Source organism: Streptomyces sp. SID8352, from assembly GCF_009862265.1.
Classification (GTDB): domain Bacteria; phylum Actinomycetota; class Actinomycetes; order Streptomycetales; family Streptomycetaceae; genus Streptomyces.
Genome location: NZ_WWGX01000030.1, coordinates 131,798 through 149,121 on the forward strand (window position 1 = coordinate 131,798; position 17,324 = coordinate 149,121).

Here is a 17,324-nt window from a genome sequence, read left to right on the forward strand (position 1 = left end):
CCTCCCTGCCCGGACGGTGGGATCAACTGGCTTGGATGGCTGCTGAATAGGCCCACACGTCGGCTGGCAACTCGTGACGGAGATGCCATTTGATGGCCACCGGCTTGCTACCGGTGTGGTCGACATAGCTTGCCGGGCCGAGGAGCATCCAGGGTTGGGCCTTCTTTATGTCCGTGTTCTTGTACCGCCGCATGAAAAGAAGGACGTGACTGCCGCGCTCTGCGTGCTGCTGGTAGCGCAGTCCAGTGGAAGAATCGGCCGCAGTCGCGTTCTGTGACTCCCAGTGGAAAAGGGAGGGGCTCAGTGCGTAGTCCTTGTAGCGGACCGTGGGAGAGAACTCCCTCTCGTTCTTATCCGAGGTGATGAGAAGGACATCTGTTTGGAACTCTTCGGCCCATCCGACACCCTGGGCGAAACTCTTGGGCATCCTGCCCCCGAGGCGGGCGACTCCGAGAGCAGCCAGGATTTCCGACCGGTTGTACGAGCTGTGGACCTTCATCGGGATGCCGCTGAGGCGACCGGACAAGGGGATCGGAACGTGGTCGGCATGCTGCATGACATGGGCCAGCACTTGGCGAAGCTCGTCTCGAACGGCACGGAGCGGGCGCAATGACGCGAGGCCGTCTTCGTAGCTGGTGAACCCGCCCGCGTCATCCCAGAGGGTGAAGAACAGCATGCGGGCATAGGCCTGGTCGCGGGGGCTCAGTGCATCGTACGGGGGAGCCTGGTCGTCCAGGATGCGGTCATACGCCTGAGCTCGTTCAGGATCATCTACATGCAGGAAGGAGTGGATCCGCTTCAGTAGCGCTGACTCGGCCTCCGGGGTGCTTCCGGTGAGTAGGGAAGCCCGGCGGAGGATCGCCGTCCATGAGTGGTTGCTCCGATAGAGCTCGCTGATATCGCGACGGCTCTCTCGAAGGTAATCCGACAGTCGGGGAGTGCTGTATGCCTTCACCTCCTTCACGAGCGTGTTCACCGTCGCGCCCAGTTGGGTGCGGATGTTGTCGAGGACGAGATCCTTCGCCTTGCCTTCCAGGATGATCTGACACCCGGACGGCAACTGTGGAAAATCCCGCTCCATGTGTTCGACGAGCCGATTACGTGAAAGGTTGGTCAGGGCGCGGAACTGTTCTTCGAAGCGAAATTCGGCTCGGTGCTGTCCAATGAAGTCCAGTACGGTCAGTACTGGCTTCGTCTCCGTACGCCTAAGCCCTCGCCCGAGTTGCTGGAGGAAGATCGTCGCGCTGCTGGTGGGGCGCAGAAGGAGCAGGGTGTCCACGTCAGGGATGTCGAGTCCCTCGTTGAACAGGTCCACCGAGAAGATCACCTGCAGCTTGCCGTCACGGAGATCGGCGAGAGCAGAGGCACGTACATCGGGCGGGGAGTCGCTGTCGAGCGCCACCGCTTGGAAGTTCGCCCTGCGGAAGAAGTCCGCCATGTAGTGGGCATGTGCCTTGGACACACAGAACCCGAGGGCCCGCATGGCGCCGGGATGAGAGATCTTGTCCTGGATCTGCTTGACCACGATGCGGGCACGGGCATCCGTGCCGGTGAACAGGTTACCGAGTTCCTGATCGAGGTAGGCGCCCTTCCGCCAGCTCAGTCTTGTCAGATCCATGCCGTCGGGGATGCCGAAGTAGTGGAACGGGCTGAGCAGCTCGTTCTCCAGGGCTTCCCACAATCGCATTTCGGCGGCGATCCTGCCCTCGAAGTATTCGTCCTGCACATTGCGGCCGTCCATTCGCTCCGGCGTCGCAGTGAGGCCGAGCAGCTCCTTCGGGAGGAAGTGATCGATGATCCTCCGGTAGGTGCTGGCCGTGGAGTGGTGGAACTCATCGATGACGATGATGTCGAAGTGGTCAGGAGCCAACTGCTCCAGCCGTTGGGCATGCAGGGACTGGACACTGGCAAAGACATGGTTCCACTCGCGGGGGTCCGCACCGCCGTGCAGCAGTTCACCGAAGGAGGCGTCGTCCAGAACCTCGCGATAGGTGCGGAGGGACTGCTTGAGGATCTCCTTGCGGTGGGCCACGAAGAGCAGCCGCGGACGGCCTTCGGCCGCGTTTGTGCACAGACTTCGGTAGTCGAGGGCAGCCATCACGGTCTTGCCCGTCCCCGTGGCCGCCACGAGCAGATTGCGGTGCCGGTCGTGGACCTCGCGCTCCACGTTCAACCGCTCCAGCATGTCCCGCTGGTGGGGGAACGGGCGGACGGTCAGGCCGGACAGACTGATCTTCAGATCGCTGGGTGCGGTGGAACTGCCCGCCTGAGCCAATGCGCTGTCGAGGCGCTCGGCATGCTGATCGGGGTCGTACGTCTCGAACGCGCCGTCGTTCCAGTAGGCGTCAAAGGTTGCCTCGAACTTGTCCAACACGGCTGGTGTGGCCACCGAGGAGAGGCGCACATTCCATTCCAGCCCATCGAGGAGCGCTGCCCGAGACAGGTTCGAGCTGCCGACGTACGCGGTGTCGAAGCCCGACCTTCGTCGGAAGAGCCAGGCTTTGGCGTGCAAGCGGGTCGAGCGAATCTCGTAGTTGACCTTCACCGTAGCGCCGAAGTCGCGTACGAGACGGTCGAGGGCGTGGCGATCGGTGGCGCCCATGTACGTGGTGGTGATGACACGGATCGGTACGCCGCGTTCCTTGGCGACGCGCAGCACGTCCTCTAGGACGCGGAGGCCGTACCACTTCACGAAGGCGCACAGCAGATCGATGCGGTCCGCGGTGGCGAGTTCCGCCCTCAGCTCTGTGCCCAGGCTGAGATCCTCGGGCGCGTTGGTGAGCAGCGAGGTCTCAGAGAGCGGGGTCAACGGGCGGAGCGCGTAGGCTCCGGGAGCCTCCTGCTCGGCCAGCGCCAGCAGCTGACGCGGGCCCTCGACAATCGACTCGGTTGTCCCCTGCCCGGGGGCAGTGTCGTGCAGGGAACGCAGTATGCGGTTGGCGAAGGGCACCTGCTGGTCGAGCGGGAGGCTAAGAAGCCGCTCTGTGATCACCTCGGCGATGTGCCGTGCCAGTACATGAGGCGATGACTCCGCGCTCACTTGCGCGTCCACCGCCTTCCATCCCGCGGCTTCGAGACGGTCCAGATCACCGCGCACACCGTCGGTGATCAGCCTCTCGTAGACGCCCGCAATCGGCTGCGCTGTACTTCCCGCCTCGTCCACTTGGCCCCCTTGCCCTACTCATCAATGTGACCCAGTTCTAACAGGAGTCACTGACGCAAGGGGAAGCCCATCCCCCCATGGTGCGGGTGAGTTGATCTGGGAGCGCAACACCACCCCGCATGTCCCCTATGCCGTTCTCCTTCTCTGGCCTCCTCGGCGAGAGGAGTGGCTGGGGCACCCTCACCGTCGAGTGCTGACTGAACTACAACGGACGTCTGCCGGAAGGAGCCTGTCGTGCCCTCCCGCTCGCGACGGGCCTGTAATTGTGGGGGAGTTGCTGCCGCGATCCGCGTAGGTCGGGTCGACCTCGCCCCGGGTGATCGGCCCTGATGCCGAGCCGCCCGGTGGCGGCCTCGACCGGTCCCGTCGGCACCTCGACCGTGCTGGAGGGCGTGATCCTCCGCTGCGCCGGGCACGGCGAACCGGTGCCGCGAGCCGTCCCGCCGGCCATCGCGGCGGGCTCGCGCGGCGCGTCGGTCGGGCCGTCCGGGGCTGGAAGCAGCCTCAGGAGGCTCATCTCCCGTCCGTACGGACCGAGTTCGGGTACCGTGCGGTCGGCGGGTTCCCGGCGCCCGGTGCGGCCGGGACGCGCTGCGGCGCGGCGTCGGACACATCCCGCAGGAGGCGCATCCGCACGATCGCGCGGTCCCGGTGAACCTGGCCTCCGACAGGACCTGCCGCCGGAGCAGTGCGGGAGCACCGCACCGGGGTGGATGTCCTCGGCTTCCTCGACGGCCTGCCCACGGGACCGCACATCCCGGCCGGCCGAGGAAAGGAACGGTGATGAAGTACTCCCTCCTGCTGCCCATCGGCGCCACCCGGCCCGAGCAGGCCGTCCCCTTCGCCAACCTGGTGCAGTGGACGGCCGCCGAACGGCTGTGGCTGGGGCAGGGCATGGTGCTGGAGTCGCAGCACCTCGTGAGCTGGCTCTCCGGGCTGGGCATCCGGGTGCCCATCGGATTCGGCGTCTCGCTGATGCCGTTCCGGTCGCCCTACCACGCCGCGGTCGAGGCGCGTTCCGTCGCGCTCACCACCGGGTTTCCGGTGGTCGCCGGGTTCGGCCCCGGCGCGGTCGCGCTCCAGCGGGGCCTGCTCGGACGGCCCTACACGAGCCAGATCGGCGCCGCCAAGGAGTACGTACGGATCGTGCGGGAGCTGCTGGCCGGCCGTACCGCGGAGGCGGAGCGCGGGCACTTCACCGTCTCGGCGACCCTCGTCCCGGCCCTGGCACCGCCCGTCTCGGTCGGGCTCGGGGTGCTGCGCGAGCGGATGGCGGTCGCGGCGGGGGAGGTCGCCGACGCGGCCGTCACCTGGATGGCGGGCGCGCGGTACCTCGCGGACACGCTGGTCCCGGCGATGCGCGGCGCTGATCGTCGTGGCCCCGGCGCCCCGCTGCGGGTGAGCGCCATCGTGCCCTTCGCCCTGGCGGCACCCGGCCGCGACCCGGTCGCCCTCGCGTCGGCCGCGTGCGGTGCGCACATGCGACTGCCGCACTACCGGGACACGTTGCGCCGGGCCGGCGTCGTCGTGCGGGGCGAGGCGGGCGAGGACGCGCGGGCGCTGGTCGACGCCGGGGTGTTCCTGTACGGGAGCGCCGACGAGATCCACGGCGCGCTGGGGGAGTTCGCGGCGGCCGGGGTGGACGAGGTGGTGCTGAACGCCACGGGGGTGGCCCTGGCCCACGGTCCCAGGGCGGCGGCCGACGACCTGCTGGAGATGCTGCGGGGCGTCGCCCCCGGGGCGGAGCCGGGGGCGGTGGGCCGGAGTGACGGCGGGCCGGGGTGACGGCGTCCGGCCCCCGGCGGGCACGGGCGGCCGCGCGTCGGCGGCGCACACCGGGGCCGGTGACGCCCGGGGCACGGGCGCCCGTGCTCGCGGGACACGCGGCGACGATCCGCAGGGGGGCGTCCCGGTCCCCGGCGGGGGTCATCGCCCGCACTGCCGCCACCTGGGGCGGCAGCTCGGCACCGGGTCCCCCTCGGGCACCCGCGCGCTCCGCTCGGCGGCGGTCGTCACCCGGTCGCGTCGCCGGTGGAGCAGTGGGCCGCGATCGGCACGCCCACTGCTGCTAGCGGCACCGGCGGCACCTACTGCCGCTGCCGGTGATCCGGCTCCGCGCTCACACTCTCGGTTCGGTGTACCGACTTCGCGTTCACGGCCTCGATCCGATCGGGCGAACGCTCCGTCCGACCGGTACACAGGTGGTGAAGGGGTCCTGACGGGCCTCAGGGCGGGCGCAGTTGAGACCCGGAGGTGCGCGCGCCGAACCATTCGGGCGGGCGGCAGCTCGTGGCGAACGCCCCCTGCCGGAGCGCCGTCCCGCCTCCGGCTCGGCCACCGCCGTGTGCGTCCCGCCTCCGGCTCGTCCACCGCCGTGTGCGTCCCGCCTCCGGCTCGGCCACTGCCGCGTGCGCCCCGCCCCGCGGCGGCCTCCGGCCGCGCCGCGTGTGCCGGGTGAAGTCGGCCGGGCCCGCCTCGCCCCCTGGCGCGCGGCGCGCAGCCCCCGGTCGCGCCGCGGAAGGTGCGCGGCCGGTCGCCGAGCCCGAGGAGCGTGCGGTCGGGGTCGCGGCGGAGTCCGGTCGGGCGGCTGCGGATACCGGCGGCGGCCGAACCGGGGGCTCGTCCAGGCGCCAAGGGCGTTGCGGGAGGCCGCGACGCCCCTGGTCGGGAAGGGCGTCGCGGCCGCCGGGCCGGTCAGCCCGCTTCGGCCGCCCGGGCGCCGGGCCCGTGGCACTCCGCGTAGGGGCGCCCCGAACCGCACCAGCACTCCGCCCCCCGCTCCGGCGGCCACGCGGTCGCCCGGCCCCGGGCCGCCAGGGTGGTGGCGTACTGGGGGAGCAGGGAGGCGTCGGACGGGGAGGCGGCCTCGGAGGCGGCGAAGGCCTCGTAGGAGGGGACTGTGCCGTGGACGACGCCCAGGTTCGGGGTGCCGGACGCGGCGAGCTCGCGCAACGCGTCCTCCACGGTGGCGGAGTGCTCCGCGGGCGAGGGGTACTCGGCGGCCAACGCCGGGTGGGAGTCGAGCAGTTCGGCCAGTTCGTCGGCCGGCCAGTGCAGCACGGCGACCGGGAAGGGACGCGAGAGCGCCTCGCGGTGGGCGCCCAGTTCGGCGCGGAGCAGGGAGATCTCCGCCTCCAGGTCGGCCGGGTCGTCCGAGCCCAGCGACCACACCCGGCCCGGATCGTGCAGTTCGTCCAGGGTGACCGGCATCGAGTGCAGGGTGTCCGCCAGACGGTCCCAGTCGTCGTGCGGCGCGCCCAGCATCCGCCGCACCCGGTGCCGCCCGTAGAGCAACGGGTGAGTGGCGTAAGGGGGTTCGGTCACGCCGGTCAGCAGCAGGCGGGCGCCCTCGGTGAACGTCTCCTGCGCCGCCTCCAGTTCGTCGTGCGCCTCCAGGGCCTCGGCGGCGATCACCCACGGTGCCGGATCGCGGGGGGCCGCCGTGCGCACGCCGTCGATGATCGCGCGGGCCTCCGCCTCGTGGCCGTACTCCCACAGGTTGGACGCCTTGAGCGCGCGGACCAGGGCCGGGCCGTCGAGGCCGGCGGGGGAGGAGAGCAGACGGTCGTAGAGCGTGGTCGCGGCGGCCCGGTCGCCGGACAGCTCCAGATGGGCCGCTGCGCGCAGCAGCAGCGCCTCGGCGTCCTCCGGGTAGAGCCCGGCGGTCCGTTCCAGGCGGGCCGCTTCGGCGGAGTGGTCGACGTTCTCGGCAGGCGTGTCGGGGCGCATGGGTGACACGGTACTGCGGCCGGATGACGGGAGAGGGGCGCCGGCCGCCGCGACGGGTGAACCGGACGGGACGGTCCCGGGACCCCGGTCCGCCCGGGGCGGGTCCGGACACCGGTCCTGGTGGCGGTGTCGCCCGGTGGGTTCGGCCACTGGCTCCGGCTCCGCTCCCGCCCCGTGGCTTCAGCTTCTCGTTCTGGTCCCGGTCCCGACCGGTGGGTCCGGTCCCCGGCCCTGGTCCCGGTGTCGCCCGGTGGGTTCGTCCTCTTCCCCTCCCTTTCCCCGTTCCATTCCCCGTGCCCGCTCGGGGTCCCATCGGTGCGGGTTCGGACTCCGGGCTCGCGGGTGGGTCGGGGTCCCGTTCCCGATCCGCCGGTGCGAGTGCCGACCCGGCCCCGGCTGCGCCGGTCGCGCCTCCGGTCCACCGCGCGGGGAGCGGAGGGCGGCTTCCCCTCCCGTGCCGCGAGCTGCCGTCCTCCCCGGGACGTCCCGGGGAGGGGCGGACGCCCGCCGGGTCCGGCCGCGGGCCCGGGAGCCCCGGGGGCGCCGGCACCCGCCGCCCTGGGGCCGCGGGGCCCGCCGGGGTATAAAGGGCGGACGCGTTCCTGAGCGGGCGAGCGGAGGGAGGGGTGCCGATGGGTTCCGGGAGAACCGGCCGGGCCGCCGTCCCGCGCCCCCTGCTCGTCCTGCTGCTCGTGCTGCTCCCCGCCGCCCTCGTCGAGGCCGGCGGCCTCTCCGCCGGGCTCGCGCTCGCCGTGACCGCCACCGCCGCGGCCGGGGCGGCGCTCGCCGTCTGCGCGGTCATCACCGCCCGCTGCGCGCCCGCCGTGCCGCCCACCCGGGTCCGCACCGCGATCCGCGACCGCGATCTGCGCACCGCCTTCCTGCCGCAGCGCGACCCCGATGCCCCCGGCCGCCGCAGGCCCAGGGCACCGGGCGCGGCCCTCCCGGCGACCGCCGCGTAGGGCACCCCCGGACCGTCTCCGAGGCCCCGCGCGGGCCGCGTCGTCATGCCGCATTCCCACCGCCCGGCACGACGAGACCCCCGGAGGGCTCCGTACCCATGTCCCCGTCCGCACCCCTGGCCGCCTTCGCCGCCCTGGTCGAGCACCTCGCCGACCTGCTCCAGCCCCTGTTCGGCGCGTCCGCCGCGGCCGCCGCCGTCGTCCTGTTCACCGCGCTCGTACGGCTCCTCGTCCACCCCCTGTCCCGGGCCGCCGCGCGCGGCCAGAAGGCGCGTGCCGCGCTCCAGCCGAGGATCGCGGAGCTGCGCCGACGACACGGCCGCGATCCCGAGCGTTTCCAGCGGGCCCTGCTGGAGCTGCACGCCGCGGAGAAGGTGTCGCCGCTCTCCGGCTGCCTGCCCGGCCTGTGCCAACTGCCCGCCTTCTTCCTCCTCTACCAGGTGTTCTCCCGCTCCTCGATCGGCGGGGAGGCCAACGCCCTCCTCTCCCACCGGCTGTTCGCCGCTCCGCTCGGCGGCCGGTGGGCCGACGCCCTCGCCGACGGCGGCCCCGCGGGCGGCGCCGGACTCGTCCACGCCGGGCTCCTCGCCGTGGTCGCGGTCGTCGCCCTGGCGGGCTACCGGCTGACCCGGCGGACGATGGACCGGCAGCCGCCGGTGCCCGCCGCGGCCGGGGACGGGGAGCGCGTGCCCGGACTGGCCGCCGTCGGCCGGATCATGCCCTTCATGTCCTTCTTCACGCTGGTCACCGTGGCCGTCGTGCCGCTGGCCGCCGGGCTGTACCTCGCCACCAGCGCGGCCTGGAGCACCGTCGAACGGGCCGTGCTGTACGGCTGACCGCCGCCGCCCGCCCGGCCCGGGTGGTCCGGAGGATGAACGGTTGTTGCGGACCGGGCCCCGCCGCTGGACGATCACACCGTCCTCCCGGGGCCCCGGCCGTGTCCGGGCGCCCGTCGTCGGGCGGGCGCCCGCGAGCGAGGGAGTTGTGGACATGAGGCTGCTGCGAGTCGGCGCGGCGGGGGCGGAACGGCCGGCCCTGCTCGACGCGGAGGGAACCCTGCGGGACCTCTCGCATCTGGTGCCGGACATCGACGGCGCGCTGCTCGCCGACGAGGAGGCCCTCGCCCGGGTCCGGGCCGCCGGGGAGGACGGCACGCTGCCCGTCCTGGACCCGGCCGGGCTGCGCGTCGGACCGCCGCTCGGCTCCATCGGCAAGATCGTGTGCATCGGCCTGAACTACCACGACCACGCCCGGGAGATCAGTGCCGCGCCGCCCGCCGAGCCGGTCGTCTTCCTGAAGACCCCGGACACCGTGGTCGGGCCCGAGGACACCGTGCTGGTGCCGCGCGGCTCCACCCACACCGACTGGGAGGTGGAGCTGGCCGTGGTCATCGGGCGCACGGCCCGCTATCTGGAGACCGCCGAGGAGGGCCTCGCCCACGTCGCCGGGTACGCCGTCGCGCACGACGTCTCCGAGCGGGAGTACCAGCTGGAGCGCGGCGGCTCCTGGGACAAGGGCAAGAACTGCGAGACCTTCAACCCGCTGGGCCCCTGGCTGGTCACCGCCGACGAGGTCCCCGACCCGCAGGCGCTGTCGCTGCGGCTGTGGGTCAACGGGGAGCTGATGCAGGACGGCACCACGGCCGCGCAGATCTTCCCGGTGGGGGAGGTCGTGCGGTACCTGAGCCACTTCATGGTGCTGCGCCCCGGCGACGTCATCAACACCGGGACACCGGCGGGGGTGGCCAAGGGACGGCCCGCCCCGCAGCCGTACCTGCGGGCCGGGGACGTGGTGGAGCTGGAGGTCACCGGACTGGGCCGCCAGCGCCAGGAGCTGAAGGACGCCTGACCCGGCCGCCGGCTGCCGGGCGGCCCGGTACCGGGGAGCGTGTGGCGCCCGGTGTGGGCGTGCGGCGGACGGCCCGCGGTGGACGGGTACGGGGTGACCGGCGCCGTCGCCCGGATACCGCACCGGGTCGCGTGGACACCCGCCGGTCGGCAACCTGCGGCGGACGGCCCCCGGGGGGGGTACGGGGTCGCCCCGGCGCCGTCGCCCGGATACCGCACCGGGTCGCGCGTGGGTGCCCGCCGGTCGGCAACCGTGCCCTGGGCCCGTCCAGGCTCCGGTACCGGCACGCCGTACCGCCCCGGCCGCGCGTCCGGTGCCGGCACCCGGTTCCGCGTCCGGCCCCGCGCCCGTCGCAGGCACCCGCTGAGGGTCCCGGCGCTCCTGCCGTGTCATCCGGCCCGGTCACGCGCCACCCACCCCGGCCGCAGCACCACCTTGGCCGCAGCGCCACCCCGGCCCCAGCACCACCCTGGCCCCGGCATCCGCCCGCCCCGGCCCCGGCATCCGCCCCATGCCCGTGACGCTCCGCCCGACGCCTGGGGCGGGCACGGGCGCAGCGGCGTCCGGCGACGCCACCGCTCCCGGCCGCACGGGGAACGCGCGGCGGGCACGCCGTTCACAGCGCCGGGCGGAGCATACGCAGCGCCCCGCCCGTTCCCGCGCGGCGCGCACGGTCCGCGCCCCCGACGGGCCGAACGGATGCGGGCCGTCCGCGTGACAACCGCCCGGTCCGGGAATGTCGCACCCCTTCCGCGCGGCCCGGCGGCGAAGCCTGGGAGCCATGCATTCCATCAGAAGACGCGTGGCCGCGCTGCGCCCCAGGCTGGGGCGGACCGGACTGGCGTGCGCACTCGTGGCAGGGCTCGCCCCCGCCCTGGTCCTCGGGGTGGGGGTCGCACCGGCCCAGGCCGCCCCGCTGCCGGGCGGGCTCGGGCCCTGCGTCCCGGGAGACTGCCCGGATCCCTTCCCGGGCATCAACAACGGCCCGTTCGCCGGCCGGGACAACGGCATCAACATCTTCGTCGGCGACGACTTCCTCGTGCGGGGCCGGGCCGCCGAGGCCGAGGGCCGGGTCGTCGTCCTCGACGACTTCGACATGGACAAGGACACCGCCGGCAGCTCCATCTACAACATCGGCATCGTCGGCGTCGGCTCGCGCGTGCCCCCGCCCGAAGGCGCGGACTTCCTCACCACCGGCGGCGACATCACCATCGCCGCCGGCCAGCGGCTGATCGCGGAGGGCGGGGTCGTCCGCTACGCCGGAACGCTGACCGGCACGGTCGACGGCGAGCTGGTCCAGGACCCGAACGCCGCGCAGCCCTACATCCCGCTGCGCGGACAGCTCACCGCCGCCAGCCAGTGCTACGCCAGGGTCGACGGAGCGCCCCGCCCGGCCACCGGCACGGCGGTGAACCAGGGGTTCCAGACGCTGTTCACGGGTGACGGCACCTCCGCCATCCAGGTGTTCAACGTGGACTTCGACCTCACCGGCCCCGGCGGCGGCCAGCAGGGCCTCGCCTTCGAGGACATCCCCGCCAACGCGACGATCCTGGTCAACATCGTCGGCGCCAACCGGGTCATCAACACCTACAGCGGCGGTCTGGACGACGCCACCGACCCGATCAACGCCTACCGCGAGCGTCTGCTGTGGAACTTCCCGGACGCCACCACGGTCGACCTCGTCGGCTCGGGCCAGTTCCAGGGCAGCGTCCTGGTGGGCCAGCCGGAGTCGATGACCACGGTGTCCCTGCCGGGGGTCAACGGACGCTTCCTCACCAGCGGTTCGCTCACCCACACCAGCGCCCAGACGGGCGTGGAGTTCCACGCGTACCCCTTCGACGGCGATCTGCCGGACTGCGGCGAGCCGCAGCCGGTGACCGGCGAGGTGCGGGTGGAGAAGACCGACGCGGAGACCGGCGACCCGCTGGCGGGCGCGGAGTTCGAGCTGTGGGAGGAGACCAACGGTGTTCCCGGTCTCCAGACCACCGGTGCCGCCCCGGACACCCAGGTCGGTGACACCTGCACCACGGGCGACAACGGTCTGTGCACGCGGACGGTGGAGACCGGTACGTACTACTGGCTGGAGACGGCGGCCCCGGACGGCTACGAGCTGCCGGACCCGAACGTCTTCGGCCCGCTGGTGCTGACCGAGGCCAACGCCCCCGACGGCGTCCAGGTCTCGGCCGAGAACACGCCGTCCGGTCCGTTCACCCGGACCGGCGAGGTGCGGGTGGAGAAGACCGACGCCGACACCGGCGACCCGCTGGCGGGCGCCAAGTTCGAGCTGTGGGAGGAGACCAACGAGGTTCCCGGTCTCCAGACCACCGGTGCCGCCCCCGACACCCAGACCGGGGACGTGTGCACCACCGATGCGGACGGTCTGTGCACGCGGACCGTGGAGATCGGTACGTACTACTGGCTGGAGACGGCGGCCCCGGACGGCTACGAGCTGCCGGACCCGAACGTCTTCGGCCCGCTGGTACTAACCGAGGCCAACGCCCCCGACGGCGTCCAGGTCGAGGCGGCCAACACCGCGAGCGGTGAACCCCAGCCGGTCACCGGCGAGGTGCGGGTCGAGAAGGTCGACGCCAACACCGGAAACCCGCTGGAGGGCGCGGAGTTCGAGCTGTGGGAGGAGACCAACGGCGTGGCCGGTCTCCAGACCACCGGCGCCGACCCCGACACCCAGGTCGGCGGTTCCTGTGTCACCGGCACCGGCGGCGCGTGCTCCCGGACGGTCGAACCGGGCACGTTCTACTGGCTGGAGACGGCCGCTCCGGACGGCTACGAGCTGCCGGATCCGAACGTCTTCGGTCCGCTGGTGCTGACCGGGGCCAACGCCGAGCAGGGCGTCGAGGTCCAGGCGGAGAACACCCCGGTCACGGTGCCGGTCTCCGGTGAGGTGCGGGTCCACAAGACCGACGCCGACACCGGGAACCCGCTGGAGGGCGCCGAGTTCGAGCTGTGGGAGGAGACCAACGGCGTGGCCGGTCTCCAGACCGACGGCGACAACCCCGACACCCAGGTCGGCGACACCTGCACCACGGGTGCCGACGGCCTCTGCACACGCACCGTCAACACCGGTACGTACTACTGGCTGGAGACGGCGGCCCCGGACGGCTACGAGCTGCCGGACCCGAACGTCTTCGGCCCGCTGGTGCTGACCGGGGCCAACGCCGACGAGGGCGTCCAGGCCGAGGCGGAGAACACCCCGGTCAACGTGCCGGTCACCGGTGAGGTGCGGGTCGAGAAGACCGACGCCGACACCGGGAACCCGCTGGCGGGTGCCAAGTTCGAGCTGTGGGAGGAGACCAACGGTGTTCCCGGTCTCCAGACCGACGGCGGCAACCCCGACACCCAGGTCGGCGACGTCTGCACCACGACCGCCGACGGCCTCTGCGTGCGGACGGTCGACCCCGGTACGTACTACTGGCTGGAGACGGCGGCCCCGGACGGCTACGAGCTGCCGGACCCGAACGTCTTCGGCCCGCTGGTGCTGACCGAGGAGAACGCGTCGGACGGCGTCCAGGTCGGGGCCGAGAACACCCCGAGCGGCGAGCCGCAGCCGGTGACCGGTGAGGTCCGCGTCGACAAGACCGACGCCACGACCGGTGCACCGCTGGCCGACGCGGTCTTCGAGCTGTGGGAGGAGACCAACGGCGTTCCCGGTCTCCAGACCACCGGCGCCGACCCGGACACCCGGGTCGGAGGCACCTGTGTCACCGGCGCCGCGGGCGTGTGTGCGCGGACGGTGGACACCGGTACGTACTACTGGCGGGAGACGGCGGCGCCGGACGGCTACGAGCTGCCGGCCCCGAACGTCTTCGGCCCGCTGGTGCTGACGGAGGACAACGCCGAGCAGGGCGTCACCGTCGAGGCCGAGAACACGCCGAGCGAGCAGCCCGGCGAGGAGGGGTCCATCACGGTGGAGAAGACCGACGCCAAGAACGGCGAGCCGCTGGCCGGCGCGGTCTTCGAGCTGTGGGAGGAGACCAACGGGGTCCCCGGTCTCCAGACCACCGGTTCCGACCCGGACACCCGGATCGGGCGGTCCTGCACCACCGACGAGCGGGGCACCTGTGCCTTCGACGACCTCGCGCTCGGTGAGTACTACGTGCTGGAGACCGCCGTGCCCGAGGGCTACCGGCCCCCGGCCGACCCGGTCACCGGCCCGCTGGAGCTGACCGAGGACAACGCCGAGCAGGGCATCACCGTCCGGCTCAGCAACAAGCGCGGTGAGCACGGCGGGGGCGGCTACGGCGACTCCGGCAAGGACGGCTACGGCGAGTCCGGCAAGGACGGCTACGGCGACTCGGGCAAGGACGGCTACGGCGAGTCCGGCAAGGGTGGTTACGGCGAGTCCGAGAAGGACGGCCACGGCCGGCCCGGAAAGGGCTACGGGGCCGAGTAGCGGCAGTACGGCACCGACACCCGGCACCGCCGGGGAGCGCCGGCCACGGGGCACCCGCCCCGCGGCCGGCGCTCGCGTTCCGGGAGGGCCCGGAGCCGGGCGCGCACCGCGACGGGGAACACCGGCTCCGGGGCGCGGCGACGGCCGGACGCGCACCGTGCCCGACCTCCGGCGCCCCGCGTACGGCGCCCCGCGTACGGTGTCCCCGGAGCCCGGAGCCCGGAGCCCGGAGCCCGGAGCCCGGAGCCCGGAGCCGCCTCAGCCGAGGAGCGCGGCGGCCAGCCTCCGCCAGCCCTCCCGGGGCAGTCCCGCCGCCCCGTCCTCCTCCACCAGCTGCACGGCGACATGGTCCGCGCCGGCCGCGTGGAAGACGGCCACCCGCTCGCGGACCGCCCGTTCGTCGCCCCACGCGAAGACCGCGTCGATCAGGCGGTCGCTGCCGCCCCCGTCCAGGTCGTCCTCGGTGAAGCCCAGCCGCAGGAAGTTGCGCGTGTAGTTGGGGAGTTCCAGGTACCGGGCGAGGGCCGCGCGGGCGGTGGCCCGGGCCCGGCCCGGATCGGTCTCCAGCACGGCCTTCAGCTCCGGCGCCAGCAGCGGGCCCGCGCCCAGGATCCCCCGGGCCTCGGCGGTGTGCTCCGGCGTCACCAGATACGGGATCGCGCCCGTCGCCCGGTCCCGGGCCAGCTCCAGCATCCTCGGCCCCAGCGCGGCCAGCACCCGGCGCTCCGCCGGGACACCCTCGCGGTCCAGCGCGTCGAGATGGCCGGTCATCGTGGCGTACGGGCGGCCGTAGCCCGCCACCCGGGGGCCGTGGCTCACCCCGAGGCCCAGCAGGAAGCGGCCGGGGTGGGTGGCCTCCAGCCCGGCGAAGTCGGCCGCCGCCGCGGGCGCCGGGTGCTCCCAGACGCTCTGGATGCTGGTGCCGACGGTGATCCGTCCGGTCGCCGCCAGCAGCGGGGCGGCGTGCCCGGCCGAGCTGTTGCCGCCGAGCCAGAGCGCGCCGAACCCCAGCTCCTCCAACTCGGCGGCGGCCTCGGCCCGTTCCCCGGCGGAGGCGGGGCCGTCGGGGCGGAGCAGCGTGGTCCACACGCCGTACCGTCCGATCGCGCTCTTCGTGGCTGCCGTCGCGTCGTTCATCGTCGCCGTCCCTCCGGTGGGTGTCGTGCCGTGCCCGTCAGCGGGTGGCAACCGTCGGGAGCGGACGAGGATTCCCGCTCCCACCCGAACGGGTCACCGCCCGGGGAGGTGAGGCTCGGGTTCCTCCAACACCCTTCGGTGGTAAGTCGGTTGCGGGCCGCCGCCCCGGCGTCCGCCGCGGTGAGCCGGGGGACGAGCCGCCGTGCGAGGGCTGGTGGGGACGCCGACGCGGCGCACCTCGCCCCGGCGCCGGTCGCCCGTCCAGTAGGACGCCGACCCGTCCCGCTCCGCGGCGCGGCGCTCGCGGGCGATCCGGGCACCGTGGGGCGGGGGCGGGCCGGACAGGGCCTCGCGCGGGGGCCGTTGCCCGGCCCTTCGGCCACCCCGTCCGCCCGCCCGACGCCGGCCCGCGCGCTTCCGGCGATGTCCCGGCCCGGCTCCCCGGATCTCGCCCCGGGCCCTTGTCCTCTCTTCGGCGCCCTCCCCGCCGGGCCCCGGCGCAGGCTCCCGGCGCACCGTCCCGCTGCGGCCCGCTTCGGCCCGGTCCCCGGCCGGTGTCCCGGTCCCGGGGCGTCAGCGCGCTGTCGTCCCGTCCGGGGCCGACTCGTGTGCTCGGCCCCGCTCGGGCGGGGGTTCCGGGCGCCGTTCGAGCGGGGCCGTGCCTTCGGTGTCCCGTCCGTCCGGCGCCGGCCCGCGCGTTCGGCCTCCGCCCGCTCGCCCGGCGCTGGTCCGTGCTTTGGGTTCCCGCTTCGCGTGGCCCCGGATCGCGCCTGCTCGGCCGTGCCCGCTTTCTCCGGGCCTCGCCCCGGGGCCACGCCTTCGGCGCCGCGCCCATCCGCCTCGTGTGCGGGGCCCGCTCCGGCCCCGGGTCTCCGTGCGTCGCTGTCCCGGAAGCGGTCCCGGAGGCGGTCCCGCGGTCTCCCGGCCCGCCCCTCCCGCGCGCCGGGTCCCGGCGCAACACGGGTGCGCCGAACGTGGGGTGGGGCGGGGCCGTTGGAGGGGCCTGCCCCGAACGGCGGTCCCGCCGGTCGCGGTCCCAAGAGATGCTCATGGTCCTATGCGACTGTTCACGTCCCCGTCCCCCCGCCGGTCCGCGGCATCCCTCCGCCGGCCGACGGCAGCCGCCCTCCTCGCCGCCCTCGCCACCGCCTCCGTCGCCGCGGGCACGGCCGGCCACGCCGCCGCCGCTCCCCGCACCCGGGCCCCCGCCGATCCGGCCCCCCTCGCCCCGCTGCCCGCCTGCGCCGCCGCCGGGGACCGCGGTTTCCCCCTCACCGCCCGGCTGCGCGGCGGGCCGGACGGCTACCGGCCCGGTGCCGGACCCGCCGTCTGGTACCTGGACCTCACCAACACCACCTCCCGCTCCTGCGACGGCGTCCACCCCGTGCTGGTGCTCGTCGACGAGCGGCGGGTGCTGACCCCGTCCCAGCCCCGGCTGGAGTTCCACGACGGGGCCCACGCGTACCCCGTGGCCTTCCGCGCCACCGACCGGGACGAGCTGATCGGCCCCTTCGACGGCGAGGGCCCCGGCTCCGCCGGGGACGGCGGGTCCTCCGGGGGCGGACGGGCCGACGCAGCCTTCCCCGGCTTCACCGTCCCGTCCGGCCGGACCGTCACCGTGAAGCTGCGGCTCGCCCTCGCCCCCGGCACCCTCCCCAACGAGGTCACCGCGACCGCGGCCGTCGTCCAGCGGCGCGGCGACGACGGAGAGTGGATCGGCCGCTCCAACGACTACCGCTTCCGCGTCGAGGGCACGGAGGCCGCCGCCCGGGACGGCGACCCGATCGCCCCCTCCGTCGCCTCAACGCCGGACTTCCCGGGCGCCGGGCTCCCCTTCGCGGACGAACTCGCCAGCACCGGAACGCGCCGCGCGGGTGCGGCCCTGGCCGCCGGTGCCCTCCTGGTCGCGGCGGGTGCCGCGGCCGTCCTGCTCGCCCGCCGCCGCTGACTCCGGCACCCTCGCCCCGGATTGCCGCCGCACCGGCCGCCGGCGGCCGCCGACGGTCCCGGTCCCGTCGGCGGCCGTCCTCCCGGCACCCGTCGGCCGGGGCGGCGCCCCGAGGAACGCCCCCGG

9 protein-coding genes are annotated in these 17,324 nt (G+C 73.9%); 6 read left to right on the forward strand and 3 right to left on the reverse strand.

What is annotated here, in order from left to right; genetic code table 11:
* Positions 1-22: 22 nt before the first annotated feature.
* Positions 23-3,163 (reverse strand): DEAD/DEAH box helicase, encoded by a 3,141-nt coding sequence (locus GTY84_RS09925; protein WP_161225784.1) that lies wholly within the window; start codon positions 3,161-3,163, stop codon positions 23-25.
* Positions 3,164-3,946: 783 nt separating this feature from the next.
* Between GTY84_RS09925 and GTY84_RS09930 the strand changes: the two genes are divergently transcribed.
* Positions 3,947-4,948: an LLM class flavin-dependent oxidoreductase gene (locus GTY84_RS09930; protein WP_202550247.1), complete on the forward strand. Its 1,002-nt coding sequence runs from the start codon at positions 3,947-3,949 to the stop codon at positions 4,946-4,948.
* Positions 4,949-5,857: 909 nt separating this feature from the next.
* On the opposite strand, the gene GTY84_RS09935 is transcribed toward GTY84_RS09930, so the two are convergent.
* Entirely contained in the window at positions 5,858-6,892 is a 1,035-nt protein-coding gene (locus GTY84_RS09935; protein WP_161225786.1) for an SEC-C domain-containing protein, read from the reverse strand.
* Positions 6,893-7,524: 632 nt separating this feature from the next.
* Between GTY84_RS09935 and GTY84_RS09940 the strand changes: the two genes are divergently transcribed.
* The 4 genes from GTY84_RS09940 to GTY84_RS09955 all read left to right on the forward strand — a co-directional run bounded on the left by GTY84_RS09940 (position 7,525) and on the right by GTY84_RS09955 (position 14,113).
* Complete coding sequence (locus tag GTY84_RS09940; RefSeq protein ID WP_161225787.1) at positions 7,525-7,854, forward strand: DUF6412 domain-containing protein; 330 nt, start codon at positions 7,525-7,527, stop codon at positions 7,852-7,854.
* A gap of 116 nt (positions 7,855-7,970) precedes the next feature.
* Complete coding sequence (gene yidC, locus GTY84_RS09945) at positions 7,971-8,690, forward strand: membrane protein insertase YidC (RefSeq protein WP_161225966.1); 720 nt, start codon at positions 7,971-7,973, stop codon at positions 8,688-8,690.
* Between the two features lie 154 nt (positions 8,691-8,844).
* Positions 8,845-9,702, forward strand: a complete 858-nt coding sequence (locus GTY84_RS09950; protein WP_161225788.1) for a fumarylacetoacetate hydrolase family protein — start codon at positions 8,845-8,847, stop codon at positions 9,700-9,702.
* 781 nt (positions 9,703-10,483) lie between these two features.
* Positions 10,484-14,113: a SpaA isopeptide-forming pilin-related protein gene (locus GTY84_RS09955; RefSeq protein ID WP_161225789.1), complete on the forward strand. Its 3,630-nt coding sequence runs from the start codon at positions 10,484-10,486 to the stop codon at positions 14,111-14,113.
* A 258-nt stretch (positions 14,114-14,371) separates the two neighbouring features.
* Here the strand turns inward: GTY84_RS09955 and GTY84_RS09960 are convergent, their stop codons facing one another.
* The gene (locus GTY84_RS09960) at positions 14,372-15,250 is read right to left on the reverse strand and encodes an LLM class F420-dependent oxidoreductase (protein WP_161225790.1); all 879 of its coding nucleotides are present in this window, start codon (positions 15,248-15,250) and stop codon (positions 14,372-14,374) included.
* A gap of 1,057 nt (positions 15,251-16,307) precedes the next feature.
* Between GTY84_RS09960 and GTY84_RS09965 the strand changes: the two genes are divergently transcribed.
* Positions 16,308-17,198, forward strand: coding sequence for a hypothetical protein (locus tag GTY84_RS09965; RefSeq protein ID WP_161225791.1), 891 nt, complete (start codon positions 16,308-16,310; stop codon positions 17,196-17,198).
* The last annotated feature ends 126 nt before the right edge of the window (positions 17,199-17,324 follow it).

Bases quoted from the DNA above. Each gene is read 5' to 3' on its own strand.
- GTY84_RS09930 (WP_202550247.1), top strand. From the start codon at position 3,947: ATGAAGTACTCCCTCCTGCTGCCCATCGGCGCCACCCGGCCCGAGCAG.
- GTY84_RS09955 (WP_161225789.1), top strand. From the start codon at position 10,484: ATGCATTCCATCAGAAGACGCGTGGCCGCGCTGCGCCCCAGGCTGGGG.
- GTY84_RS09965 (WP_161225791.1), top strand. From the start codon at position 16,308: ATGCGACTGTTCACGTCCCCGTCCCCCCGCCGGTCCGCGGCATCCCTC.
- GTY84_RS09960 (WP_161225790.1), bottom strand. From the start codon at position 15,250: ATGAACGACGCGACGGCAGCCACGAAGAGCGCGATCGGACGGTACGGC.
- GTY84_RS09940 (WP_161225787.1), top strand. From the start codon at position 7,525: ATGGGTTCCGGGAGAACCGGCCGGGCCGCCGTCCCGCGCCCCCTGCTC.
- GTY84_RS09935 (WP_161225786.1), bottom strand. From the start codon at position 6,892: ATGCGCCCCGACACGCCTGCCGAGAACGTCGACCACTCCGCCGAAGCG.
- GTY84_RS09950 (WP_161225788.1), top strand. From the start codon at position 8,845: ATGAGGCTGCTGCGAGTCGGCGCGGCGGGGGCGGAACGGCCGGCCCTG.